This window comes from Sulfuriferula sp. AH1, from assembly GCF_002162035.1.
GTDB lineage: Bacteria > Pseudomonadota > Gammaproteobacteria > Burkholderiales > Sulfuriferulaceae > Sulfuriferula.
In genome coordinates this window covers 711896-734049 of sequence record NZ_CP021138.1, presented here as the reverse complement: position 1 = coordinate 734049, position 22154 = coordinate 711896, and the positions used below count along the sequence as shown (strand labels likewise).

The window sequence follows — 22154 nt, the reverse complement described above, 5'->3', positions numbered from 1 at the left end:
AGAAGGCGGTTAGCCCTGCACAGATCCGGGGTTTAGCAACACGCGAACCATATCGCCTGCAGCACTGGGCGATTCCAGGAATCGGCCTACCGTGTTGTTATTCACCCCCGCTGCAGGGGCCGCAGTCACTGCGCGACCAGATGCATCCGATGTAGCCAGCGTGCCGCGCGTAGCCGCAGCGCCGGCAACGACATACGCAGTACCGATCATCTGCACGTCAACACGCTCACCCAGTGCCGCCGCAATGTCAGTCGTAACACCGATAATCAAATCAGTCGGGCCAGTTGCCGGTACTACGGTATTGTCGTCCGCGCCGAATTTGACCTGAGTAGCAGCAAGGATCGCCGCCCCGGCCACGAAATTTTTAGTTAAAACATTCGACATCGTGCTGCTCCTTTATTGGTTAACTTGCGTGACATGTGCCACGGCCTGAGCGATATTGACAGTGCGCCCAGCCTTGGCTTCTGCTTCCATGAACTCGACTGCCTTGGCACTGATCGCCGTAGCGTCTTCCATATCGACCTGCTTGATCTCGCCGGCAGCGTGCTCACCAAACGCCACTACTTTTGGCTGCGCTTGTAAAAATTCCTTGAACGCATCGACCATCGGCTTTTTAGCATCGCCCTCGCCGAACTCGACTGGCGTATCCTGTCCAGCGAAGTAATTCAGCGTGGCGATCGCTACATCCTTATTCACAGGCAGCAGCTTGCCCGCCGATACCAGCGCTTCGGCAAAGGCGGTGTTTTCAGTGTGAATGGCGGCGGTTCTGGCCAGCTTATCGGCGGCCGCAAATTCCGCGTTCTGGGCTTTCAAACGCGCGTTTTCAGCTTCCAGCGCAGCAGCTTGTTCTGGGGTCACGTGTATCTCCTCTTGGGGGTTGGCTTGCTCGGTAAAATAGGGTGCGGGGGTAGGTTCGTCAGGCGATTCCTTGCGGGCGTCATCCTCCAGCGAGGCGACGGTATAGCCGGGGATCACCTTGTCTGCTTCATCCAGACTGAATTTGCTGATAATCCACTCACGCAGATTGCGCCACAGGCCAGCATTCTGCATGTCAGACCAATCGGCGAATTCGACAATGCCGGATTCATTGTCGGCAAACTCAGGCGCACGCAGCCCCTTAACCGCAGGCGGCTGCGCACCGAGGAAGCCGACGTGGCGCAAGTAGTACACGCCTGGCACAGGGTTGTTTGGGGAATCAGGGGAATAGAAGCTAGCAGAAATCTTCTTGAAGCGGCCAGCAGTAACCATCTCGGCAAAGTCGGGGTCAACCTGGTCAGGCTGCGCCTCAAGGCCGCCTTCAGCGAACCCAAGTGACTTCACCCAGCCGTAGGCAGGGCCATCATGCGTCGGGTGGCCGACGACCAGCGGCGCTTCGTGCTTAGCCGGATCATAAGCCGCTGCCGAAGCAGCAAGATCGGTTTCAGAAAACCCAAGCACAGCACCGCTCATCGCAGTATGAGTGCCGGGACGGAAGATCTGGATGGGTTTGGATGTATTCATGCCGCCATTGTGACGGCGGCTTCGCCGCCGGTTAAGGCGGAACGGGTTCCGTTAATGCGGGTTTTTTATCAGTCTTTTTTAGCGTACCAGAATGCGCTGGGAATGCAAAATCCATTTCCTCCCCAAAAACGCATCCTCGGCGCGATACATGCGCGTGAATGTAGGGCGTTAAACCCCCGTTAAAATCTTGCCGCCTGATTTTTTGCTACAACGGTATATATGAAACGGCTTAAATCGCTTAAATCGCGTTTTAGCCAATTACCTTGCGCAGGTAGTCGCTGACCGTATCGACAATCATCACCGCATCACTTTCGGATACGCCCAGGAATGGCCGTGCAGGGATATCGCCCCACAGATTTGGGAACTTGCTCTTGGTACCGCCGAAATGTTGCATGGCCGCCTGAACCATTGGCGATCCCCAGCGTACGCTATCATGATCGACTTCATAAAATATCTGGGTAGACAGCATTCGAGTCTCGCCGATCAGCGGCTTCTTACCCGCCACACGCGTAGCACCGCGTGCATTGATCCGTCCGTTCTTGCCAAAATTACCCTTGCCGAATGCATTGACCATACCCAGATAGGTCGCTTCGCTATTGGGCGCCCAGCGCGATCCGTCTGGCGCTGTACTGGTTTCGAAACGTTTCTTGGTTGACTCAACCTGACTCTCGCCAATGGCCAGCAATGCAGGGCGCGGTTGCGCAGTCGCTTGTGCCAGGCGCTCCAGGGCAGCGAGTACGTCTGCATCATTCCATTTGGTTTCTATCATGATGGGTGCCTAATACGTGTTGGGCGGCATGGTCGCCAGCAGCGCGTGGATCGCATTGATGGAAACCGCCTTATCGGCTTCCGGTGCCGGTAGCACGCGCATGGTCGCCTCCATCTGCCGCAGTTCTTGTTCGCTGTCGGCTCCGATCAAACCGACCAGCGCGCCCCGCAGCATGGCAATGTCGCTCTCGGCCTTCCGCATTGGGTGCCGCTGGCAAACCTTGATGTGCTCGGTAAGCACTTCGCTTCCCGATGCCGGGGTATCCTGCGGGTATTCGTGCCCACAATAAACGCAGGTGAGTATTCGTCCGTCTATGTCGTTCTCCTGTAAATGCCGCCCAACCCTGTGGTCAAGGCGGACTCCGCTACGCTCCGCCGCTTACCTTTGCGTTGTCCCTACTCTTGAGCGCCGCATCCCATCCCGCTTCGCTCAGCACGATATGCATCGCATACGCTACGGCACTCACCCATGCGCCGAACCACACGAGAAAGAATGTCACGCTGAGGTCATACAGCACGTTCATGGCCTTCGGGCCGAGCGGCCTTTCTTTGCGAGTTCCTTCTGGATGTCCGGCACCAGCATTCCCCACGAGATGATGAAGCTCGCCCATACCAGGAACAGCGAGAGATTGCGCGCGCCTTCCACGCCTTCAACGAACCCGAACCACAGCATCGCGGCAAATGCTCCATTGATGGCGAGCCACATTACGGCCCGTATCCTGCGCTGTAGGCCCCACGTGTCAGCCCACACGGACTGCCCGCCAGCCGCGTTCATTTTAAATTCTTCGTTGCTCATGGCTTTATCTCCTTGGTATCCAATATGTAATTTACATAACAGTCAGAAAACCAGTTTGCACAATTTCACAAACTGAACTATATTTAACGGATAGATGGACTCGCTTAGGGCGTAATGGTCGGGGAATCAGACATCGGCCACCATCTGCCTTACCGCTTGATCACCAGCGACAACAGCGCCAGTGCGCGATTCTTCTTACCTGGCCGCACATCGAATACACACCGAAATACCTCTTCCCCGATTTTCTTGACAGCGACGACGGTTGTTAATCCCGTTGCTGATCGATCACCTGCACGCAGGCTATCTGCTTCGGCCAGAACCTTCCAGACTTGCGCATAATCCTGCGGGATAGGCGGGCGTTGATTACCGCCATCGTACTGGTGCACGCTCTCGGCATGGCGCGGCGCTTCATCCGGCAGCAGCACCATATAACCCTTAACATCTTGGCCGGCCGCAGCGCTCACTGCCTCTGCATTCTCTACGAACCCCAGCCAGAGCGGCTCTGTTTTGGAACGATCAGCCAGCACTTTCACAGCGTAATCGGCCGCTTGGTCATGGGCATTAATATAACGGTTCACATCATGCGACAGCGCCTTGCTGATCGCTGGCGGGTACGTCACCAGCTTGTTTGACACCATCTCGCGCAGGGGGACGTCGCCGCTTTTACCAGGCGCGTAACCAAACCCTGCATCGATCCCCAGCGGCGCACCTGTTTTCGGGTTGATCGTGTCCCAGCCAGTCGGGCGGCTGGCTTTGTCTGTGCCTTTGGCAGCCTGATAGTCCTGCTCGGATGCAGCCGTGATACGGCAATGGCAGCCCCAGCCGTTCGGTGCGAAATGCGAGTCCCAGAAAGGGTCGTCATGCGGCAACGTGATGCCGTTCCAGCTCTGATGCAGTGGGCGCGGGTGCCGCACGCCATCCGCGTGCACGTAGCGCTTGTATGGCCGCATCTTGATCAGATCAGGGTCGCTTAACTGCGCCCACCGGCCTGCCGAGTAGCTCATACTCATGTTGGTCTGGTAGATGATGCGCGTGCGCCAGTCGCGGCCGCCTTTCGAGCCTTCACCCATCCAGCCTGTCCAGCCGTGCTTCGCCACGATGGCGTCGAAGTTCTTGCGGAACCAGCCTATGCTTTTGCCTTCTGCGATCGCGCTGTCGACGGCTTTGCGCAAGTCATCCAGCAAGTCGGCCTTTTGCGCGCCTGCCACCATGAATGCGCGGTCATGCGCTTGCTGCCAGACATCGTCCCAGCGCTCGCTGGGCAGGTTGATCTTCTTGCGGAAGAACGCCAGCTGCTCAGCAAACGGCTTGTTGAATTGACTACTGGCCGTCAGCGACATCAGCCATCCCCACCAGATCTGCAACGGCGAAACCCGCCTGCATCACCTTGACCAGCTCATCCTGCGGCAGATTACCGAATGCACCGATTAACGCATCACGTAAATCTTCAAGTGAGGCAGCGCTGTCGACGATGGATTTAATCTTCACCAGCGTGTCAGTCCAGGGCTTGGCGCTTTCAACCGCTAACCTGTTGGCCAGCAAGTCATCGGTGAATGGCCCGTTATCGCCAGCCTCGGCAAATGCTGCCGGCAGCGCATCAGTCTTGCGCACGACGGCAGGCGGTACCGCCTCCCACTCGCCGCCGTAAGTCTTGGTTACCTCAGCTAATGTCGGGCGAAATCCGATGACAAACAGATTCCTGTCCCGCTCCGATCGCGCCTTCAGATCCTCGGCTTCCTGCACTTGGCGCCATATCTTCGGCGGCCGCGCACCAGGTACGTTGTATGCCGTTAACCAGGGCGACAAGGTCGCGTTAAGCGTGGCCGATAGCAGATCGGCATCCGCCTGCACCAGCTCCAGCCGCACCTCCTCACGCGCCAGCGCAGCGGTCTGCTGAGCACCACCGCCGCCTTTAGAGGTCGGCGCTTCGCCCAGCACGGCAAAGGTCATTTCCTCATCCATGTAACGAGCGAATTGTTCGTAAGTCACCGTGCCGCTGCGCTTAGCCTCCAGCAGCTCGATCACCATGTTATCGGGTACCGTCACGCCAGCGTCTTGAGAGATAGCCGCCAATGCATTCAGCAGATCCTTCTGCTGCTCAGCGGGTGTGCCACCTGGATACTTGCCCACGGCTGTAGGGCTACCGAACTTGTCCAGATAGGTCAGCCAGAACGTAATGTCCTGGCGCTTGAAGAATGTCGGCCAGAACAGCCTGGAGCCGACACCGATGCCATAAGGTGAGCCATCCTTCGCGCCGAAGGTGTGCACGATGAACTTGCGCGGCGGCACTGTCTCACCTGGTATCAGCTGGCTCCATGTTTTCAGGCGCAGCTTATAGTCGGTATCGAAGTTGAACCGCCGCTGATCCTTGGGGCGAATCTCGCGCGCGACGATCTCCTTGCCGTCGATATCCCACATGATCTCGCCAACAGCAAAGCCCTTGAGTATGGAATCCAGCAGGTTGAAACACACCAAATCAAAGTTGCTGGCCATCACCACCTGGTCACCTGGGTTATCGGCTGCCGGCACGCCGATCGCTGACAACTGTGCCCGAACCATGTCGGCCGCCTTGATGTCAAGCGTATCATTCGATGCCGGGTCAACCTGCCAGGGCCGCGCCACCACAGCCAGCTTGCGCTTCTGCAGCACACCGTAAGCATGGCAGTCACGTTCGATGTCATCGTAGATCGCATAGCTGCGATTACCGCCACGCGTCTCCAGTGTCGCATCGCGGCTACGCAAAATGCCCTGAAACGCCAGATAGGTAATATCCTTGGCAACCGTGGCGATTTCATTATTCGCATCCAGGGGTAATTTAGTGTCTTCAGCCATTTCACATTCCCATAAAGTCATTCAGGCCGCGCGCCGATTCTCGGCGACGTCCTAGTGTTTGGTATTCGATTGCGCCACCACCGGATAGCGCAGCAGCCCACAGCATATAAAGCGCATCCGGGCCGTCATCGTGATCGGCTTTAGGGAAGTGCCGCAGCTGATCGATCAGCGTGTGCTGGTTTGGGTTGAGGCGAATCAGGCCGTTGGCCATGTGCGGCTGCAAGGTCTCAATGCGCAGGATCTTGTCGGTATGTGGTGTCACTGCACGGGCGGGTACCGGGATGCCACGCGCAGCGGATCGCTTTACCAGCTCGGTGCGCAGGAACTCCTGGAACTGCACCGTCTCCACGACCCATACCAAGCAGTGGTATTCAGCCTGCAGCATAATCACATCTTCGATGATGCGGTCAGGCAGGCGTTTCTTGATCGCCGCTTCAACCACGTCCAGAATACCCGTGCTGCGGTTGAATCCGCCTACCAGTAATGCAGATGGGTCACGCGACCCTCCTGCCTTACCAAGTGAGGGGTCGCACGCGCCATAGAATATCCATTCATTAAGGCGATTTACCCAGAAAGTAATGCAGTTGGCAAACGGCGCATCATCGCCGCTCACTGGGTCATTCTGTTGTTCGGAGTCAAACGCCTGGCGGCCATCACGGGCACGCTTCACCATCAGTGTGTAAAGCGGCTGGGCGGCTGGCCATGACACTATCGCGCCTGAATCCATCTCGGCTTTACGCTCTGCATAGAACTGCTTGGCGACTTCATCACCGTCATTGAGCAGGATCTCTTCCCACTTGTCCCACAGATCCATGCGGTGCGGCCATTCTATGATGGCTTTGAATTTGCGCGACTTCCACAGCGGGTTCTTGATAAGGCGCGCCAGCACCGAGTCGTAATGCAGAATAGTGCCAATGATGATGACGTCCATCGAGTCGTCAGCCGCACCCAGTGACAGCACGGTTTTCTTGATCCAGCTGTCCAGCTTGTCACGCTGTTCGGGGCTGCGCACGTTCTCGTCGTTTTCCAGATCATCACCGATTGCAAGATCCGGACGATGCGGGCCATGACGCAAGCCGCGCATACGCTTGCCAGAGCCGAACGCCTGAATCTTGGCATCATTAGCGGTGACGATAGTGCCAACCTGCCACACCCGGCCTTGCCCCGTTGCCTCCGGGTAATCCATCAGCAAGCGCGGGTTGAATGCCAGCTCGGCCTTAATGGCCTCCAGCATCGGCAGCGCCTGATCCAGCGCATCCATGATAATCACAGGGAAATGCTTGCGGCCGGTAATCACGCACCAGATCACGAATATCTGCGTGACGATGGTGGATTTAGCGTTACCGCGTGGGGCGGCAATGGCATCATGGTCACCCACGCCGTTATCCACAATCTCTTGTAAGCGCGGGTAAAGGAAATCATGCAGCACCGCATTCGCATACTTCACATAATGCGGGAAATAGGTACGGGCAAAGAATTCAAAGCTGGCATGCGCCTTATCACGACGCGCCTGGCGTGCGGCCATATCAGGCGTGAAGCCATCGACCTCGGCCTCAATCTGGCGGCGGTACTCTGTGGCTAGGCTGGCGATGCCATCGAGGAAGGCACGGCGGGTAGTGTTACCCATAGTTTTTAGCCACATCCTCGCCAAATGGCTCCAATATCTCCGCAAACGCATTGGCATGCTTCGGATAGTGCTTGCGCACAAACTCAGCCAGCGACTGCATCACCTCCATCGCCACAGCCAGCTTATTCAACTTGGGATTGCCCTTGGCCACGGCAGACATGGTCTTTTGATAAGCATCCGACAACCGGCTGATGATCTCGGCCTTTGCCATCGGCTTGATATCGGTGGCTGCCTTGACTTCAGTCATCGTACTCTGGAACAGCAGCACGAAGTCTTCCATCACCGCCTGAGTGACGGCCTCGGCGCCTTGGCCGGACAATCGCGCAGCAGCGCGCGCCCGATCCCAATCGTCGCCTTCAGCCAATGCATCGCGCTTCCAGCGCGAAACAGTGCCAAGTGAGGCGCAAACACGCTGGGCTATCACCTCCAGGGTTAACGCCTCGTAAACGAATGCCGCGCGTGCTGCGGTCTTTTTTTCTGGTTTATGTGCCACTGGTCATGCCATCCCGACAACGCGCTTGGCCTTTTCCACCAAAAGAGTCATTCCAATTGCAACCAAGCCGCCTGCCAGACCGCCATGCATGGCAGATTTCACCTCCACAGCACGCATGCGGCCATCCAGCACATCAAGTGTTTCGCCTTGCTCAACTTGGCGTGCAATCACCAGATCCAGCTTGCCCTTGATCTCACCCAGCAATAATGTGTGTTCGTCAGCCGCCATGTCTCTCTCCGTTTATTTTTCGAACCAGCTCAAGCCGCGTCTGGCATGTAATACATAACTGAACGCCCGGCACAGCCAGGCGACGCGCTTCAGGGATGGGCGTTTCGCACTCGACACACTCTATCGCCGATTCGGTTAGGGTATTCGGCAAAATTGCGGCGCGCTGGCGCCGCTCATACTCTTCCAGTTCAAGCGCCTGAGCGCGGTCAAACGCATCCATCAGCGCTCTCCTGCATGTAAATTATTTGCCATCGTTCTTACTCCAGTCCACCAGCGCTTGATGATTCTCGCGGCACTGGTAATACAGCTGTGCCGTTTCCACGTGGTTGGTCAGCAGATCCGCTATCTGCCCCGATTTTGGTGGTGGCAGCGGCGGGCAAGGTGTAGTCAGGTTGGCTGGCGGCTGGCGGGGTATCACCGGCATTGGCTGCATTCCAGAGGCGCAGCCCGTCAGCATCAAGGCCACAAGCATCATCATGATGAGTGATCGCATAATCATTGGCTTTCTGAGTGATGGTTCGATAAACGACGCGGATGCGCTCGTTGGCCACTTCATGCGTAGTAAGCACTTCATTATCCTGAGCGGCCACGGCAGCCTGCTGGGTAATCAAGCGCTGCAGGGCAGCAGCCTTATCAGCTTCGCAGGCATTGTGAGCAAGGCGTGAGCCAAGGCGATAGCCAGCGCCGAACAACAGTGCAGCAGCTACCGCCGAGGCGATTAATTTAAGGGTTTCCGGGTTCATTGGCAGCATCCTTGGTGTCGGGTTTGATGCCGTAACGCATCGACAGCAGCTTTGATGCGGCGGCGCTGCCTGTGACCACTGCGCCATAAGCGAATATCTTCATGTCGGTTAGGCCGCCAGCCCATGAGTCCTTGATGAAGGCAACGGTGAGCGTCGCATAGCCAATATTTGCCCACAGCTTGGTGTGAGAAAGCATCCCGGTACCGGCATCACGGAACAGATCTGAGAACTTCATGCCGCGCCTTCCAGCTTCTTGCCAGCATTAACCTCAGCCAGTGTCAGCCCGCCAGTCAGCTGAAAATGAGGCAATTCGCGGAACCGCTTCCAGCGTCCGGCCCATTCCAGACCTTGCGCCTCGCCGAGCGCGCCGACCTTTTGCCAGAGCAAGCCATCTGCGCCAGTCGTCCCCCATACCGGCTTACCAGCCCGTAGCGGAACCACATCGAATGCCATATGGAAATTATGAAAGGATTGCCCGCCGCGAGCATTGGTCACGATGCGACCAGGTACTGTGCGGCCCTGCGCGTAAAGCGCATTCTGTGCTTCAAAATCGCGGTAGGTGCAGGTAATGAGCAAGTCAATACCGGCCAGCTTGCACTCGTGAATGAGATTAAGCGCCTTGATTTTGACGGGCAGCTGTAAGTCGTCTAGTTTGCGTGATGTAATCATGGTGCCATTGTCGCGGCAGCATGATAATTGATTAAGGCGGAAGGGCTTCCGCAAAAGAGAATGGACGCATTTGCGTCCATTGAGGGTTAATAATCTACGCTGTGTTTAACGCTTAGTCAACTTGCATGCTTTCTTAGCAAGCGACATGTGCGCCACTCTTCTTTGTCTTTCACCTTTGATGCGGACAGCTCCTGCCACTGCATGTTTTCTGGTGCATCTTCCCCACCAGCGCACAGCGGAATGATGTGATCGACGACATAACCTGGACACGATCCGCGCGTTACGCCTGTCTCCGGGCAGGGATTTATGCGCTTAAATGCCCGGACTTCTGCTGCAGATCGCGCAGCGGCATCAGTGGCTAATAATGCAAGCAGGATAAGGGCTGAAATTCTATATCTCATTATTCAGTACAGGTCTGCGTGCTGGTCGTTTTCCTGGAATTGAATCGGCAATTTTTTTAGCTTCTTCAATAGCAATTAATGCACGCTCTGGCGATAAATTACGGCTACAAACCCCTTTAGCTGTTTGCCGTTTACCTTCAATATAAGCAGCTTCCATTTGCTTGCGCTGGGTAGCACTTTTTATTAGGTCAGAACTTACTTCATATCTTGTTGTGAGGTAACTAACTGAACGCCAAACGCACTCATTGTACTTATCGCCCTTGAAGCCTAATGTGCCACGACCATATAGATATCCGACATTACTAATAGAGTCTTCATCACCTTTTTTGGCATTTGCCATTTCCTTAGATAAGTCTGCATTCCATTCTGTTTTGGCTTTAATCAAAGCCTGTTGATACTCTTGAGTTTTTGGATCATCAAGCAATTCCATCTGCGGCACTTCAGCAAAAAACTCACCATTGTCATTAGCTGTCACTCCGCAGATATTGGCACACGGTTCTTTTCCAGTATTCCAGCCTGGATCAATACCACCACCCATTGTGTAGTAACAAGTATGTCCGAAAGCGCGCCAATCAATTAATCGCTGATCTTGAGGGTCTTGGCTAAATTTAACAACAAGCTCAACGGGGTTTCGCCAGCCATGCTGAATACTCCCTGTATTATCTGCGTACCCCCATGAAATCTTGGCATCCTTGATATCTCCAGCCAAGGTAGCAACATTAGGACACTGACCAAAAAAAGCTTTTACTGCTTGCGCAACAAGTGGCTTATCCTTTTCCAAAACACCTTCTGTACTGATATTAAGATTAACAGCAGATGATGCAATATCTGGCTGATTTTCTTGTTTAGAATATTTTGATATGTAAATCCCTGCTACCAAAGTTAAGCATGCAACAATAAATCCACCACCAAAAACAACAACACCACTCGATTTCCGCAGACCAAAAAAGATCATCCAGCCTATCCAGCTACCAAAAAACACCCCCAGCATTATTGTTCCCGAATCCATGACACTCTCCCCTTGATTAAAAACTTACTATCCTAAAATAACTTTTCCATCCCAGTTAAATCTATCGATCTAACTGCCGCCGGGATATTTAATATAACAATCTGGTCCGATGCCAATTCAGTAGCCTTCCCAATCGGAACGATCTCCGCTTTCTGGATCATCGATAGCACTTCTTCAGCATCCGGTCCATCTCCATGTAGCCACACAGGCCACACTGCATCTATCTTGTCTCCGTACCATGCAAATATCTTTCGCTGGTATTCATATCGTTTCCCTTCATGCTCGGTGAGCACTGAAATTCCCGCTTTAATATATAAGACCGTTCCATTTTTTGGCCCACCTACAAGCAATGATTTCATCATGGTTCCTTATTCAGAAAAGCTGTTCCTGCTGGCTATTTTCAGCCTCAGCGCCAAGGATATTACGTATCTGCCGCTCTGTCAGGCTGTATTTCAGCGCCAGTTCACGGTGGGTACTGCCACTGGCCTGATCTGCGCGGATGCAGCGATCACGGGCGGCTCGTGTAGCCTCGACCGCACGCGGGATATCGAAGTGCATCTCTCCTCCATAAGTATCTGCCAGCTTGGCTGCTTGCTCCAGGCCAATCAACTGCGCGAGCTTGTGCTCTGCATCCAGCTTTTTCGGTACATATAGCCGAACGCCTCCATAGGTTTCGACCAGCCTGAGTGTACCGGGCAGGCCGATCAGCTCGGCAATATCGCGCAGACTGGGCGGCAGGTCATCGGCAAGCAGTGCGGTATTCACTTAGTTATTCCTTTCCTGTCTCTGACTCCAGCGCAAACCACATCCCATTTAAACATCCCAGGTACTCCCTCTGGCTCCTGATCGGCAAATGGATTTGCATTTGAGAGTGATCCACTGCCATCCAAATAGAAACGAAGCCAATCGGTTATTTCTTTTTCCGTTGCTTGACCATTTGGTATCACCACACCGAAGGTAACGCGGACAATAATCACGTTATTTGTTGTGCTCATATCAGCTATTCCGTTTGCTATCAATGACCAGCGCTGCAATGATCTTGACCAGTTGGCGAGAGTCGCACCACTCAAACCGCTCTACGCTAAACATTCTCCGCGCCATGCCATCAGCGTAGGTGTCGGGTCGGTTGCCAGCATCGATCAACAATGCGCGAACCTTGGCAACCAGGTGCGCTTTGGATTTGGCTGGCGCTGGGCGGCTCTTGGTGGTTTTCTTCCACCCTTTGGCCTTGAGGTGATCCAGCACCTGCTTGCGCCCGGTCCAGTCCAGATCGGCAGCGCTCTTGACGCGCGCAACCGTCCATAGCATGGCACGGTAGGTTTCATCATCAAGACAGAGCTGCGTTTTGGCTACGTGGATCTGGGCAAGTTCGCGCTTGCGGATGTCAGGTGCGGTGTTATTCATGATTAGCCTTAGATACTTCGCACTCTTGGTCATATTTCTGAATGCCCCATGCCAGCGCGTAGCAACACCAAATAAAATAGTTCGTATATTCAGTAAATCTGTGCTCAAAAAAGTCACTAAACTGAAACTCTTTGCCGTCTATCTTGTGGCAAAAGTCATATGCTGCTTGGAATGCGGCGTGCTCCCCATCATCGGCGCGGTTTAAAACCTCATCGTCTACTGCAGCCCACAACTCGCGACGAGATTCTTTATCGATCCTCCGTTCGCGCATCCAGCTCAGCCGATATTCGCTGACAACAGCGCGAAATTTGTCTGGATCAAATCTCGTAACGCCGCCATGATCAATGGCAATTAGCTTCTCAGACCAGTATCCGAGATTGATCGACAGCGTTTTTCCATTGTTCATGTAGCCGCGCTCGCGGTCGGTACGGAAGAACTCGAACATATCATCAAGGCGCCTGAAAACGTAGGTTCCCATATCACCCGTGTAACAGAGGTTCCCTGGCCAAGTGATTAGATCAAAGTGCATGCAGAATGTATTGGGCCGTTTGAAACGAATATGCCGATTTACGCCATCGTCACGAATGATGATCATTTGGTGTTCGGTCACATCATTCAAAAAATCCTGTTCAGTAAAGTCCATGTCTAATCCTTTTGCTATTTCGTTAAACCTTCTCCAGCAGCCCGCTATGTTTAACGGGCTGGAAGCGAGGGTTTAGGCTACGGCGTCCTTCAAGGCCTTTACCGCTTTGAATGCTGGCACGCGCTTGGCCGGGATTTCGACTTCTGCGCCGGTGGCAGGGTTGCGGCCAGTGCGCGCGGCGCGGGTGGTGACGCTGATCTTGCAGATGTCTGGCAGCATAACTTCGCCACCGGTGGCCAGCGCAATGGTGCTGGCAGTTGCCAGTGACTCAAGGAATGCAGAAACATCAGCCTTGTTGACAGCGCGGTTGTGCTGCAGCTTCATCTCTTCGGTTATGCGGTCAATCAGTTCTTGCTCATGCTGTTACTCCTTTGGTTGGTGGGTGCTACGGTTAAACTTTTTCCATACTTGAAGTCAGGCGATTGTTTCCTGCTCAAACGGAGTGATTACAAAATCCTCTACGCCGGTCACAATATTCAAGCCAGCAACTCCACGTACTTCATCTGGATCATTGAGAATCGCTTCTTTATTTACCTCTTCCTTTGTGCGTACAAAACGAGCAAGCCCTAGTCTTTTCAGCATTTCGATAACAGAATCAGCGCCTCGTACAGATACTGATGGAGGTCTCTGGCGCCACTGAACTTCTCCTGTGATGAGATTGGCAGTTTTAACGCGGCCGCCATCTGTTAGTTCATCACGGTGTGCTTCACAATATCCTTGCACACCTTCTTGCAGCGTTTTAATTTGCTCGCCAAGCGCATCCAGGAGCGGCTGATATTTATGTGTAATGACAGCGATCTCATCGTTCATCTCAGCAGTAGTACGTATAGATTCGCGCTGGATATCGCCGATCTTTCTGATGTTTGCGGCAGCATCGTCTTTGCTTTGTGGAACATAGATTTGTGCTTTAGTCTTGAGCCTAGTTACTGGTTTTGCCATTTGTTTCTCCTTTGTTAATTCAGTTAAAAAAGTCTCTCTTGTCCTGCTGCCTCAAGCTCGGCTGCGGTTGGAGGCGGTGGCGGGCCATCCGGATCGAATCCACAGCATTCGATGGCTGCCTCTTCATCATGGTCATATTCGGTATGGCATATAGGGCAGATATAAACTTCCACTACGCTTGGGACACAACAAAATCTTGCTTCGTCTTCGTCATCGTGTAGCTCATGACATTCACCACACCTGAATTTAGGTTCAATTACTGTTTTCATGATTACGTCCTCAGATGCATCTGACCCAATAGGTCGTTTAGCGGGATATTGCGTAGCTTGGATTCAAGGTGCAGGCTATGCATGGCGCGTGAGCGCAGGAACTGGCAGGTTTGCTCCAGCTCTTCTGCTGTTTCTGCAATGTAGTAACCTGTATGCGGATGGCCACATATGGCGATCCCTTCTATCCGTGCGTCACTAATAGCACTGCGCACTTTACGGGCACAGCAATTTAATAATATCGATAGCGCTTCCACCGACACGCCATTGCCAGCGCCGACGTGCTTTGCCATGATGCTGATGAGCTGGTGTTTATGCATGCTGATTTCCTTTCATAATGGCTTTGGCATCAGCAATGGCTTTCGCTGCTGCCATCGGGTTGCGTTCTACTGGGGCTTCTGGCTTGAATGCCTGATGGGCAGCAGATGTGCCAACTGGCGTCTGTCCAGCACGTCGCTGCTCGGTTGATTTCTCGGCACGCGCATTGGCTTGCTGGTTTTGGTTTGCGAGTATTCCTAGCAAGTAGCCATGCGACTTTAACGGCAGGCTGAGGCTATCGCGTCGAGCAAGTATGTCCTCTAGCGCAATGACCCATGCTTCACGTGGCGCGGCGTATAGCGTGCCATTACGGGTGATTTTAGCGGCATGGATCATGGGCATCAGCTCGCCTAGCAATACGGCGACACGGCTCATGGACAGCCCTGTTTTCGCAGGGCGGAACAAGGCAAGGTACTTCATCATCAAAGGGCCGAGGCGCGTATCTATGCACAATGCAGCAGCCAGTGCTTCACGCGCTGCCTGATGCTCTATCATGGCGTCGAGGCTGCTTATTGCGCCACATGCTGGGCAGGTTAAGCGCATGCTGTGCCTCCTGCTGATTGGCTCACTGCTTTCGCGGCCTGTTGGGCGATGCGCGCGCGGCAGGTATCACAGCGCCACCTTTTGTTGAAGAGCTTGACCGTACTTGCGCACTTGAATTTGTTGCAGCTCATGCGGTATTTAAGTCCGTCATTTTTCATGCTGCGGCCTCGCTTTCTATCGTTTCACGCCAGATAACGCGGACTTGTTCAACCAATGCACTGAACTCGACGTTATATCCGCTGCGACGTGAGACGATGCCGCTGTGTGACATGAGCTTTGCGTAATGCAATTGATTACGCACAGGTGCGATTTCTATCGTCATCCGAGGGTCCTGGCTCACGCTGATCACTTGCAGCCCTATGCTGCGCAGGATGCGGATCACTTCATTCTGCAAACTGATTTGCTGGGTGTGTACCAGGTTAAATACTTTATTTGATATCATGATTCGCTCCTTTTGTTGGGCAGGTTATGCATGCACGCCAGTGCTTCATTGCGCGCGGGCTGCTGGTTGGAATAGCTGCGTTAGCATGGCTGTCACATTCGCTTTGTGGGATGTCACGGCCAAGGTATGGACAGCTGGTACGGGTGTATGTCTGGATGACAAGCTCAGCCATCTTGCTGGTGCCAGCGCCGTATTTACCGCTTAATAAAAGCGATACACTGGTGCGCGAAACACCCAGCGTGGCAGCAACTTGAGTACGATTGCTGGCAGCCACCGCCTTTTGTAATAGGTCAAGCCACATGGTTATCTCCCAGACCATACATGCGGCATTCATTTTGGTCATAAACCCCGCCAGCTTGGCGGCGCACAGGTGGCTTTAACCCTGTATCCCGCACCAGCAGCCAGCGCTTGCTGCCTGGTGAAGTCAGTGCAGAACCGGCGCTACGTCGCTTCATTTCCTGCAAATAACCCGCCCGCGCCAATGCGGTCACATATCGGTTAATATTGTTGACTGGGTCAATAGCAGCTTCGCTACCATCCAGCACAGTACGCGCCAGGTCATCCAGTCCGAATTTGCGTTTAATACGGATTGCCCGCCATACCTTTGCACGCAGCGTGTTTGCGACAAGCCGTGGCGTACCGCGTGCTTTGCAAGGACCGGATTTAATAACCTCACCACCTGCATGAAATTGCGCGCCTTTATCTGTAACCCGATAAACGCCGTTACTGGCCACGGCTATTTCACGCTTTGCCAGACTAGCCAGTGCTTTTTGTGTTGCCTGGCGACTACGCTTAACCAGACGACTTGCATCAGCTGGCGAGATGCCGTCACTCCGCGCTACTAAAACCGTTAAAAGTGTTTGCATCAAACCCATGTTTAACGCCCCCCGCCCAGCTTGACCAGTTTCGGACGGCGCGCCTGCCAATCGTGCGTAAGGGCTTGGCCTGCGACATCTTCGAGTGTCACGATGGCCTTGCCTGCTCGCACCCCCGCTGATTCGACGATGGCGATAGCATTGAGAATTTCACGCACGCGGCCGCTAGTGCTGCGCTGTATTTCAGCGACCAGGGCGGCATCTACCTTAACTTCACAGAGTTCATCGCAAAGCTTGCGGGTGTCTTCTAAGCCTGATGCGGCGAATTCAACCGCCCGTGCGATACGGCTGCTGATCTGTGGGTGGCGGGCGATCTTGCCCTGTATTTTTTCCATACCAGCCAGTATTACCAAGGTTTCAGTACGGTCAGCAAAGTCGCGTATCTTCTCAAGCACAGCAGCATTGTTATGCAGGCAGTGGTCAGCCTCATCAATGACGATAGGGATTTGTTCACTGGCAATACGTGCTAAAAGACGAGCAAATAGCTGCTCCGATGTGCCACCCGCATCAGTACGCAAGAATTTCGCCAGCTCAATCAGAAAGTACTTAGGTGTCCAGTCAACATTTGCACGCAGGTAGATTGCGTCTTCCTGTGTTGCCCAGTGGTCGAGTGTTTCCGACTTACCGTAACCCGCGTTACCAAACACCAGCATCATGCTGGCTTCAGCTGCGCCACGGGCTTCTACGGCTTGTATCCCGTCAATGAAACTAAGAAAGTTGCTGGTTTTTACGAAATGCTTTTTCATGTGTTAAACTCCAATTTGCTGCTGTTATAAAAACGGGTTTGTTCCCCGTTTGCCTCAAAGCCGTCTGGATTGCAGTTCAGACGGCAACTCTAAAATCTGTTTTATTCAGTTCTCCCCATAAGTTGTATTCATCAAGTGCGTTGTTTATCGTGCGCGAACCTTCGGAAGCACGTTTATTGAAGTAGCTTCTAAATCCATCCGTCCAGTCTTCTGGGTGCTCTGCAAGCCATGTCAGCAGGGTGTAATCTCCCATCGTAGATAGGTTTGGACGGGTAGCTGACTCAGTGATTTGCATTGTTTCTGCAAGAACTACTGGCATGCTAGGCAAGGTATTGGCTTCGATAAAAGGCAATGCGTCATAAGTCTGGCTAAGCTCTGCCTCAGCCTCTTCAATATGTGCGGCCGCGCGTTTAATTCTGGCTTTAGCACGTGTTTCGTTGGCTTTGTCCTGGAATGACTGTGGGAAGTAGCTGCGTTTGTTTGCCTCAAAGCCTGCTACGCAGATTAACCGCCCTTGAAGATCACGTACCCAGACTTGGTGCGGGTCAAGAATGTCATACCCAACCCGTACAGTGTCACCATGATGATCTGCCAATGCGGCATCAAAATAGGTATTCCCAAACAATCTGACCTCACCGCGAAGTGCTTTTGCCAGCTTGTACGGCCTGAATAGATCTAGCTGTTCATGCGCTTCAACTTCCGTTGGCTTCCAACCCTCGCTAACTGCTAATTCCCATGCTTCATTGGGTGTTTGGTGACGTAATTTTCCAGCGGCATCCCTGATTTTTGGCAAGCCGCGATGCTCACGGTTATTGGCTTTTTCAATCTCTTCACTAATGAAGTTCACAAAGGCATTCCAGGGCATCAGTAATTTTGATACGCCTGCAGTTTTGATGTCAGCACGGGTTATTTTGAATGCTTTTTGCTTGGCTTCTCTGTCCATGTCTGCCCCCATATAAGTGGGCAGTGATTTGGCTGCGCGTACCAAAAATGATTTATGCGAGCGCTCTTCAATACCGCGCGCCTGTGAGTTGTATGGCAAGCTATGTGTGATTTCAATACCCAGCCGCGCCATAAAGCCCGTTGATTCATTGCTCATCGCGTCATTTTTGAAACCAGAGCCGTTATCAACGTAGAAAATCGCAGGGATGCCATGCTGAATACACGCATGACGCAGCGCATCGAGCACAGACCAGGTTGATTCTGCCAAGTCCACGCTCCAACCAACTACACGACGTGTTGCAATATCCAGCACTGTCGTTATTTCAGGACGGAACGGCCTGCCATGCGCAGGATGCGCAACTTCAGCATCAAATGTGTGGCCGTCGGCGGTATATACGTCTGCTGGCCACATTTCACCAGTATCACGTCGAACGAATGGCTTGATGTTCTTGATTTCTCTCTTGCCCATGCGACCTTGCTGAACATCCACCTTGCTCATTTTTTGGATGAAGCGATTTGCAGCCCAATAGGATGGTGGCGTTATATGGCTGGGCAATACAGAGGGCAGTTGCTCCATAACCCATTTAAGCGCTGGCTTTTGTGGCCGCTGATACAATTCAAGCAGTGCTGGTGCCCAAGCTGGCACTTTTAAATTTTCGCGTTGCAGTGGTGCCAGCGCTGTAAATCCTTGTTCAGCCTCTTTCATCCAGCGGTAAAGTGATCGTCTGGACAGCGTGCGCTTACCATCTACACCCGATTTCGCATTGGCGACCGATACCATCGCTTGCAGATGGGCTGGCAACTCGCCATTCGCTGCCAATGCGATCACTGCTTGAATGGCTTTTTCTGTGCCTGCAAGAACTGCAAGGCGGCGCACTTCACCAATCAACGCGGCACGGGCTTCGGCACTGCTACGCTGCCAGTCTTTAAGCTCATGCGACCGTATCGCAACAGGCAATACAGCAGAAGAAAAAAGCCCAGCAGCAGTCACTTCACTACTGGGCAAAGCCAGCGCGGGGGTAACCGCACTGACGGGGGAGGACTTGATATGCTGGCTAATAATGGATGAAAGCAATGCCTTTGGCGGCTGATACTCAGTACGCATACCACCTTTTCCGCCCTTGCCTGGAACTTGGCGTGATGCCCAGCCTTCAGACTTTACTCGATCACGTAATCTTTTTTCTGTTGTTGGTAGCCCTGGCAGCTTCATTGCAGCAAGTTCGGCGCAGGAGTAGTGCGTTTTCATGCTGCACCCCAGTTACATTGGCGAGGGTTCATCCCCGTGCTAAAGTCTTGTTTCCACACAAAACCATTTAGCACAAGGGAACCCTCATGACTGAAAATCAACTTAAAGTAATCGTTGGCCTGATGGCTGGCATGCAAACAGCTACCGTTCATCTTGCAAATGTGCTTTGTCTTCAAACAGGAATTAGCCATGAAGACCTCGCCACATCTTTTGAAAAAACGAGCGAAAGTATCCCGCAAGATGTTGCCAACCGCGAATTGATCCAGCTATCTTTACGGCAGGTAGCCTCTGGAATTCGCAATTCTGCTGCAGGTGATGACTGGCAGATGCTTCTGTCGAAGCTGCTGCATTGAATGCATCAAACATTTCTTGCTGCCACTGATTTAACGGGTCGGTGTTGATAATAGATGGCTTGATCATTCTATTTCTCCCATCACGCGCTTGAGTTCTTTGATCTTTTTGGATGCATCTTCTTTAAGTCGTTCCAGTTTGCCGATTTCAGCATCTAAGGATTCTTTACCGATCAGTACTCGTGCACCGAGCTTGGCAGCATAAAGATTAAGCATCGCTACGCCACCTGTCGCCAAATCAAATGCAATCGCAATATCAATGGGAGGAATATGTGTCTCACGTGATTCAGCTGTGTAGGCATCCAGCATATGCTTGCTGATTTCACGGCCAGTCAGTCGGCTGATTTGTGTAGCCACTTCGTAGCGGTCATGTCTTATCAGAGCATCGCTCATGCAGTGTGCGATCTCAACTCGGCAAGCCAAGCTGCCAGGTACATTGCCGACGGGCGTTGGCACCATAAATAAATCACCTGTGACGGTATCTTTAACGCGACGCATCTGTCGCTCCTTTGTTTACCTGTTTGACATTGCCTATTTCACCGACAGTGCTATTATTCGGCTTAGTCGTTTTACGTTTGTAACGCCCCAACCCACGTTCGCCACGCCCGCTTTTAGGTGTGCCATCTGGGTGGTAGCGTGTGGGCCATACATCCTGGACAGGCAAGCCCAGGTGTTCAGCAATCAGTCTCTCGTATTTGGGTGCGGGAATATGCAGCGCGTTACCTAAGGTGCCGCGATGGTATCCAAGCTCAATAGAGAGCTGCTGTAATGTGGTTCCTGTGCGTCGCACGGCGTATAACACGTCGTGTCTCGTCCAGTCCTTAGGGTCTGGTTTTTTTGGCATGTTTAACGCTGGCTTCTTTTTTGACATGACTGAACTGTACTACCGTACTTTTAACAAGTCAAGCGCCCGTACTATATTTTTAGGTTAATTTTATAAATTATATTTATTTCAATATGTTAAATACGCCCCTACCTAATTTTTGCGCCCTAACTTTGCGCCCGTACTATACATAATGAGTACGGTCGTCAATATCTGGTTTTCAGCATCACAATTAGCAACGCTTGGTAGTGCTAAGGTGATACCAGGGATGCCGCGTACAGAGAAAGCCGCTCGAGCCTTTGCTAAAAAGTCAGAATGGCCTCATCGAATTGTCGAAGGGAGTGGTGGGAAAGGCGGTATGCGCACGGAATATCAGCCCCCAGCTAATGTGCTAGGGCTTATCCATGATTTTCTTAAACTAAATCCTAATATTTTTAACAAAACACTACTTCTGTTAGAAAGAAGCATGGAAGCAGGGCTATCAGATATTCAAAAAAATGCAATTCAGCAACATACAAAAAATGCAATTCATGAAAACACAATTAATATGCAGGAACTCCACGTTAGCACAGCACCGTATCCGACTGGCATCGGGTCAGAGCCATTAGTGACAGGAGATGGGAAGCAACGCGCTGTTAAAGCCCAAGAAGAGCGTGTTAATAGCGCTCTGGAATCACCTGAACATGCCACGATGGAAATTGATTACTATCCTCTGGTAAAGGGCAGTGCTGGATCTGGTCAGTTCGTTGATCATGAAGATGAGAGAGTAGTCTTTAAGGTCAATATGGATGCACGATTGGTACGCGAGAGGGTCGGCAGCAATCTCAGATCAATAAAACTGGCAAACGTATCTGGAGACTCCATGCATCCAACCTTATCGCACGGTGACCAAGTTGTGATTGATACTTCTGTGAAAATCTTTATTGATGATGCTATCTATGCATTTATTCAGGATGGTTTTATGCGGTTTAAACGCATTAACAAACGGCTTGATGGCAGGATAATAGTGAAGAGTGATAATCCAAGTGTCGGCGGAGAGCCTGAAATATATACATCAGCTGAAGCTGAAACTTTTCATATTGTCGGTATTGTAGTCCCGTTTAAATTCGGACGTTTCAAAGTGTAATTATTAATCGACTATTTTAGTGCCAAAAAAAACGCAAATTAAACCGTTTTTTGTTTATTTTTGCGCATTTTTTGCGATTTGTGTTTTTTTCATTGTTTTCCGTGTAATTCAATAACCGCGTGGCTTTGCGCGTTTTCTTTGTTCATCTTATTAGTGCCAAATCAATCACTCCCCCACAGTGCTCAGCCACTTCTCTCCCCAAATCCGTCAAATATCCGCCATCCACCTGCGTAACCAGGCCTTTATCAAATAAACGCACGGTGGCCGCGATCACTGCCGGATCGGCGGTCTTGTGTACTTTGACTCCTTGTTGCGTAGTCCCCAAATCATAACGTACCAAAGCATTCATTTCATCGACCAGATCCTGAGTGTAAAACATGGCAACTCCTTAGTATGGCGAATTGAAAGTATCCCTGAGATATCGC

Annotated in this window: 35 protein-coding genes; 2 read left to right on the top strand and 33 right to left on the bottom strand. The window is 52.4% G+C overall.

Going from position 1 to position 22154, the window contains the following annotated elements:
- Positions 1–9: 9 nt before the first annotated feature.
- The 30 genes from CAP31_RS03845 to CAP31_RS03700 all read right to left on the bottom strand — a co-directional run bounded on the left by CAP31_RS03845 (position 10) and on the right by CAP31_RS03700 (position 19430).
- Positions 10–384 (bottom strand): DUF2190 family protein, encoded by a 375-nt coding sequence (locus tag CAP31_RS03845; protein ID WP_087446329.1) that lies wholly within the window; start codon positions 382–384, stop codon positions 10–12.
- Positions 385–396: 12 nt separating this feature from the next.
- Positions 397–1500, bottom strand: a complete 1104-nt coding sequence (locus CAP31_RS03840) for a peptidase (protein WP_189836637.1) — start codon at positions 1498–1500, stop codon at positions 397–399.
- Between the two features lie 250 nt (positions 1501–1750).
- Complete coding sequence (locus CAP31_RS03835; RefSeq protein WP_087446328.1) at positions 1751–2269, bottom strand: phage virion morphogenesis protein; 519 nt, start codon at positions 2267–2269, stop codon at positions 1751–1753.
- Positions 2270–2278: 9 nt separating this feature from the next.
- Entirely contained in the window at positions 2279–2509 is a 231-nt protein-coding gene (locus tag CAP31_RS03830; RefSeq protein ID WP_157662645.1) for a hypothetical protein, read from the bottom strand.
- Positions 2510–2633: 124 nt separating this feature from the next.
- Positions 2634–2768, bottom strand: a complete 135-nt coding sequence (locus CAP31_RS15135) for a hypothetical protein (RefSeq protein WP_255377126.1) — start codon at positions 2766–2768, stop codon at positions 2634–2636.
- A gap of 20 nt (positions 2769–2788) precedes the next feature.
- The gene (locus tag CAP31_RS03825; protein ID WP_087446326.1) at positions 2789–3064 is read right to left on the bottom strand and encodes a hypothetical protein; all 276 of its coding nucleotides are present in this window, start codon (positions 3062–3064) and stop codon (positions 2789–2791) included.
- 149 nt (positions 3065–3213) lie between these two features.
- Positions 3214–4404: a phage minor head protein gene (locus tag CAP31_RS03820; RefSeq protein WP_087446325.1), complete on the bottom strand. Its 1191-nt coding sequence runs from the start codon at positions 4402–4404 to the stop codon at positions 3214–3216.
- Positions 4385–5896, bottom strand: coding sequence for a DUF935 domain-containing protein (locus CAP31_RS03815; RefSeq protein ID WP_157662644.1), 1512 nt, complete (start codon positions 5894–5896; stop codon positions 4385–4387). Before CAP31_RS03815 ends, CAP31_RS03820 begins: the two co-directional genes overlap by 20 nt.
- 1 nt (position 5897) lies before the next feature.
- Complete coding sequence (gene terL, locus CAP31_RS03810; RefSeq protein WP_087446323.1) at positions 5898–7523, bottom strand: phage terminase large subunit; 1626 nt, start codon at positions 7521–7523, stop codon at positions 5898–5900.
- Positions 7516–8016 (bottom strand): DUF1804 family protein, encoded by a 501-nt coding sequence (locus CAP31_RS03805; RefSeq protein ID WP_087446322.1) that lies wholly within the window; start codon positions 8014–8016, stop codon positions 7516–7518. Before CAP31_RS03805 ends, terL begins: the two co-directional genes overlap by 8 nt.
- A 3-nt stretch (positions 8017–8019) precedes the next feature.
- Positions 8020–8244 (bottom strand): hypothetical protein, encoded by a 225-nt coding sequence (locus CAP31_RS03800; RefSeq protein ID WP_087446321.1) that lies wholly within the window; start codon positions 8242–8244, stop codon positions 8020–8022.
- The gene (locus CAP31_RS03795; RefSeq protein WP_087446320.1) at positions 8234–8464 is read right to left on the bottom strand and encodes a TraR/DksA C4-type zinc finger protein; all 231 of its coding nucleotides are present in this window, start codon (positions 8462–8464) and stop codon (positions 8234–8236) included. The genes CAP31_RS03800 and CAP31_RS03795 overlap by 11 nt, the downstream gene beginning before the upstream one ends.
- 37 nt (positions 8465–8501) lie before the next feature.
- Positions 8502–8987, bottom strand: a complete 486-nt coding sequence (locus tag CAP31_RS03790) for a hypothetical protein (protein ID WP_087446319.1) — start codon at positions 8985–8987, stop codon at positions 8502–8504.
- On the bottom strand, positions 8968–9222 hold the full coding sequence (locus tag CAP31_RS03785; protein WP_087446318.1) for a hypothetical protein: 255 nt from the start codon (positions 9220–9222) through the stop codon (positions 8968–8970). Before CAP31_RS03785 ends, CAP31_RS03790 begins: the two co-directional genes overlap by 20 nt.
- A complete protein-coding gene (locus tag CAP31_RS03780; protein ID WP_087446317.1) occupies positions 9219–9656 on the bottom strand; it encodes a M15 family metallopeptidase in 438 nt (145 codons plus the stop codon). The genes CAP31_RS03785 and CAP31_RS03780 overlap by 4 nt, the downstream gene beginning before the upstream one ends.
- 390 nt (positions 9657–10046) lie before the next feature.
- On the bottom strand, positions 10047–11066 hold the full coding sequence (locus CAP31_RS03770) for a hypothetical protein (RefSeq protein WP_087446315.1): 1020 nt from the start codon (positions 11064–11066) through the stop codon (positions 10047–10049).
- Between the two features lie 32 nt (positions 11067–11098).
- Entirely contained in the window at positions 11099–11428 is a 330-nt protein-coding gene (locus tag CAP31_RS03765) for a hypothetical protein (protein WP_087446314.1), read from the bottom strand.
- 10 nt (positions 11429–11438) lie between these two features.
- A complete protein-coding gene (locus CAP31_RS03760) occupies positions 11439–11831 on the bottom strand; it encodes a Mor transcription activator family protein (RefSeq protein ID WP_087446313.1) in 393 nt (130 codons plus the stop codon).
- Entirely contained in the window at positions 11828–12061 is a 234-nt protein-coding gene (locus CAP31_RS03755) for a hypothetical protein (protein WP_087446312.1), read from the bottom strand. The genes CAP31_RS03760 and CAP31_RS03755 overlap by 4 nt, the downstream gene beginning before the upstream one ends.
- 1 nt (position 12062) lies before the next feature.
- A complete protein-coding gene (locus CAP31_RS03750; RefSeq protein ID WP_087446311.1) occupies positions 12063–12470 on the bottom strand; it encodes a gp16 family protein in 408 nt (135 codons plus the stop codon).
- Positions 12463–13113 (bottom strand): hypothetical protein, encoded by a 651-nt coding sequence (locus CAP31_RS03745; RefSeq protein WP_087446310.1) that lies wholly within the window; start codon positions 13111–13113, stop codon positions 12463–12465. The genes CAP31_RS03750 and CAP31_RS03745 overlap by 8 nt, the downstream gene beginning before the upstream one ends.
- Positions 13114–13185: 72 nt before the next feature.
- A complete protein-coding gene (locus CAP31_RS03740; protein ID WP_223247414.1) occupies positions 13186–13458 on the bottom strand; it encodes an HU family DNA-binding protein in 273 nt (90 codons plus the stop codon).
- A 69-nt stretch (positions 13459–13527) separates the two neighbouring features.
- Positions 13528–14052 carry a host-nuclease inhibitor Gam family protein gene (locus tag CAP31_RS03735; RefSeq protein WP_087446308.1) on the bottom strand — a complete coding sequence of 175 codons (525 nt, stop codon included), beginning with the start codon at positions 14050–14052 and terminating at the stop codon, positions 13528–13530.
- A 23-nt stretch (positions 14053–14075) separates the two neighbouring features.
- On the bottom strand, positions 14076–14321 hold the full coding sequence (locus CAP31_RS14755; RefSeq protein ID WP_157662643.1) for a hypothetical protein: 246 nt from the start codon (positions 14319–14321) through the stop codon (positions 14076–14078).
- Positions 14322–14323: 2 nt separating this feature from the next.
- A complete protein-coding gene (locus CAP31_RS03730; RefSeq protein ID WP_087446307.1) occupies positions 14324–14638 on the bottom strand; it encodes a hypothetical protein in 315 nt (104 codons plus the stop codon).
- Positions 14631–15179: a hypothetical protein gene (locus tag CAP31_RS03725; RefSeq protein ID WP_157662642.1), complete on the bottom strand. Its 549-nt coding sequence runs from the start codon at positions 15177–15179 to the stop codon at positions 14631–14633. Before CAP31_RS03725 ends, CAP31_RS03730 begins: the two co-directional genes overlap by 8 nt.
- Before the next feature lie 154 nt (positions 15180–15333).
- Complete coding sequence (locus tag CAP31_RS03720; protein ID WP_087446305.1) at positions 15334–15621, bottom strand: hypothetical protein; 288 nt, start codon at positions 15619–15621, stop codon at positions 15334–15336.
- A gap of 290 nt (positions 15622–15911) precedes the next feature.
- Entirely contained in the window at positions 15912–16487 is a 576-nt protein-coding gene (locus CAP31_RS03710) for a hypothetical protein (protein WP_157662641.1), read from the bottom strand.
- An 11-nt stretch (positions 16488–16498) separates the two neighbouring features.
- Positions 16499–17242 (bottom strand): AAA family ATPase, encoded by a 744-nt coding sequence (locus CAP31_RS03705; RefSeq protein WP_087446303.1) that lies wholly within the window; start codon positions 17240–17242, stop codon positions 16499–16501.
- 76 nt (positions 17243–17318) lie between these two features.
- Positions 17319–19430, bottom strand: coding sequence for a Mu transposase C-terminal domain-containing protein (locus CAP31_RS03700; RefSeq protein ID WP_087446302.1), 2112 nt, complete (start codon positions 19428–19430; stop codon positions 17319–17321).
- An 86-nt stretch (positions 19431–19516) separates the two neighbouring features.
- Here CAP31_RS03700 and CAP31_RS14750 point away from each other — a divergent pair, with 86 nt between their 5' ends.
- Positions 19517–19783 (top strand): hypothetical protein, encoded by a 267-nt coding sequence (locus CAP31_RS14750; protein WP_157662640.1) that lies wholly within the window; start codon positions 19517–19519, stop codon positions 19781–19783.
- Positions 19784–19846: 63 nt separating this feature from the next.
- Here the strand turns inward: CAP31_RS14750 and CAP31_RS03690 are convergent, their stop codons facing one another.
- Both CAP31_RS03690 and CAP31_RS03685 read right to left on the bottom strand, forming a co-directional pair.
- A complete protein-coding gene (locus tag CAP31_RS03690) occupies positions 19847–20278 on the bottom strand; it encodes a hypothetical protein (protein WP_087446300.1) in 432 nt (143 codons plus the stop codon).
- The gene (locus tag CAP31_RS03685; protein ID WP_223247352.1) at positions 20265–20651 is read right to left on the bottom strand and encodes a helix-turn-helix domain-containing protein; all 387 of its coding nucleotides are present in this window, start codon (positions 20649–20651) and stop codon (positions 20265–20267) included. The genes CAP31_RS03690 and CAP31_RS03685 overlap by 14 nt, the downstream gene beginning before the upstream one ends.
- 145 nt (positions 20652–20796) lie before the next feature.
- On the opposite strand from CAP31_RS03685, the gene CAP31_RS03680 reads away from it, so the two are divergent.
- Complete coding sequence (locus CAP31_RS03680) at positions 20797–21729, top strand: LexA family transcriptional regulator (protein WP_087446299.1); 933 nt, start codon at positions 20797–20799, stop codon at positions 21727–21729.
- Positions 21730–21871: 142 nt separating this feature from the next.
- Here CAP31_RS03680 and CAP31_RS03675 read toward each other — a convergent pair whose 3' ends face one another.
- Positions 21872–22108 (bottom strand): TIGR02647 family protein, encoded by a 237-nt coding sequence (locus tag CAP31_RS03675; RefSeq protein ID WP_087446298.1) that lies wholly within the window; start codon positions 22106–22108, stop codon positions 21872–21874.
- Between the last annotated feature and the right edge of the window lie 46 nt (positions 22109–22154).

Excerpts from the sequence above, each read along its gene's own strand:
- CAP31_RS03845 (WP_087446329.1), bottom strand. The coding sequence starts at position 384 with ATGTCGAATGTTTTAACTAAAAATTTCGTGGCCGGGGCGGCGATCCTT.
- CAP31_RS03840 (WP_189836637.1), bottom strand. The coding sequence starts at position 1,500 with ATGAATACATCCAAACCCATCCAGATCTTCCGTCCCGGCACTCATACT.
- CAP31_RS03835 (WP_087446328.1), bottom strand. The coding sequence starts at position 2,269 with ATGATAGAAACCAAATGGAATGATGCAGACGTACTCGCTGCCCTGGAG.
- CAP31_RS03825 (WP_087446326.1), bottom strand. The coding sequence starts at position 3,064 with ATGAGCAACGAAGAATTTAAAATGAACGCGGCTGGCGGGCAGTCCGTG.
- CAP31_RS03820 (WP_087446325.1), bottom strand. The coding sequence starts at position 4,404 with ATGTCGCTGACGGCCAGTAGTCAATTCAACAAGCCGTTTGCTGAGCAG.
- CAP31_RS03815 (WP_157662644.1), bottom strand. The coding sequence starts at position 5,896 with ATGGCTGAAGACACTAAATTACCCCTGGATGCGAATAATGAAATCGCC.
- terL (WP_087446323.1), bottom strand. The coding sequence starts at position 7,523 with ATGGGTAACACTACCCGCCGTGCCTTCCTCGATGGCATCGCCAGCCTA.
- CAP31_RS03800 (WP_087446321.1), bottom strand. The coding sequence starts at position 8,244 with ATGGCGGCTGACGAACACACATTATTGCTGGGTGAGATCAAGGGCAAG.
- CAP31_RS03795 (WP_087446320.1), bottom strand. The coding sequence starts at position 8,464 with ATGGATGCGTTTGACCGCGCTCAGGCGCTTGAACTGGAAGAGTATGAG.
- CAP31_RS03790 (WP_087446319.1), bottom strand. The coding sequence starts at position 8,987 with ATGAACCCGGAAACCCTTAAATTAATCGCCTCGGCGGTAGCTGCTGCA.
- CAP31_RS03785 (WP_087446318.1), bottom strand. The coding sequence starts at position 9,222 with ATGAAGTTCTCAGATCTGTTCCGTGATGCCGGTACCGGGATGCTTTCT.
- CAP31_RS03780 (WP_087446317.1), bottom strand. The coding sequence starts at position 9,656 with ATGATTACATCACGCAAACTAGACGACTTACAGCTGCCCGTCAAAATC.
- CAP31_RS03770 (WP_087446315.1), bottom strand. The coding sequence starts at position 11,066 with ATGGATTCGGGAACAATAATGCTGGGGGTGTTTTTTGGTAGCTGGATA.
- CAP31_RS03765 (WP_087446314.1), bottom strand. The coding sequence starts at position 11,428 with ATGATGAAATCATTGCTTGTAGGTGGGCCAAAAAATGGAACGGTCTTA.
- CAP31_RS03755 (WP_087446312.1), bottom strand. The coding sequence starts at position 12,061 with ATGAGCACAACAAATAACGTGATTATTGTCCGCGTTACCTTCGGTGTG.
- CAP31_RS03750 (WP_087446311.1), bottom strand. The coding sequence starts at position 12,470 with ATGAATAACACCGCACCTGACATCCGCAAGCGCGAACTTGCCCAGATC.
- CAP31_RS03745 (WP_087446310.1), bottom strand. The coding sequence starts at position 13,113 with ATGGACTTTACTGAACAGGATTTTTTGAATGATGTGACCGAACACCAA.
- CAP31_RS03735 (WP_087446308.1), bottom strand. The coding sequence starts at position 14,052 with ATGGCAAAACCAGTAACTAGGCTCAAGACTAAAGCACAAATCTATGTT.
- CAP31_RS14755 (WP_157662643.1), bottom strand. The coding sequence starts at position 14,321 with ATGAAAACAGTAATTGAACCTAAATTCAGGTGTGGTGAATGTCATGAG.
- CAP31_RS03730 (WP_087446307.1), bottom strand. The coding sequence starts at position 14,638 with ATGCATAAACACCAGCTCATCAGCATCATGGCAAAGCACGTCGGCGCT.
- CAP31_RS03725 (WP_157662642.1), bottom strand. The coding sequence starts at position 15,179 with ATGCGCTTAACCTGCCCAGCATGTGGCGCAATAAGCAGCCTCGACGCC.
- CAP31_RS03720 (WP_087446305.1), bottom strand. The coding sequence starts at position 15,621 with ATGATATCAAATAAAGTATTTAACCTGGTACACACCCAGCAAATCAGT.
- CAP31_RS03710 (WP_157662641.1), bottom strand. The coding sequence starts at position 16,487 with ATGCAAACACTTTTAACGGTTTTAGTAGCGCGGAGTGACGGCATCTCG.
- CAP31_RS03705 (WP_087446303.1), bottom strand. The coding sequence starts at position 17,242 with ATGAAAAAGCATTTCGTAAAAACCAGCAACTTTCTTAGTTTCATTGAC.
- CAP31_RS03700 (WP_087446302.1), bottom strand. The coding sequence starts at position 19,430 with ATGAAAACGCACTACTCCTGCGCCGAACTTGCTGCAATGAAGCTGCCA.
- CAP31_RS14750 (WP_157662640.1), top strand. The coding sequence starts at position 19,517 with ATGACTGAAAATCAACTTAAAGTAATCGTTGGCCTGATGGCTGGCATG.
- CAP31_RS03690 (WP_087446300.1), bottom strand. The coding sequence starts at position 20,278 with ATGCGTCGCGTTAAAGATACCGTCACAGGTGATTTATTTATGGTGCCA.
- CAP31_RS03685 (WP_223247352.1), bottom strand. The coding sequence starts at position 20,651 with ATGTCAAAAAAGAAGCCAGCGTTAAACATGCCAAAAAAACCAGACCCT.
- CAP31_RS03680 (WP_087446299.1), top strand. The coding sequence starts at position 20,797 with ATGAGTACGGTCGTCAATATCTGGTTTTCAGCATCACAATTAGCAACG.
- CAP31_RS03675 (WP_087446298.1), bottom strand. The coding sequence starts at position 22,108 with ATGTTTTACACTCAGGATCTGGTCGATGAAATGAATGCTTTGGTACGT.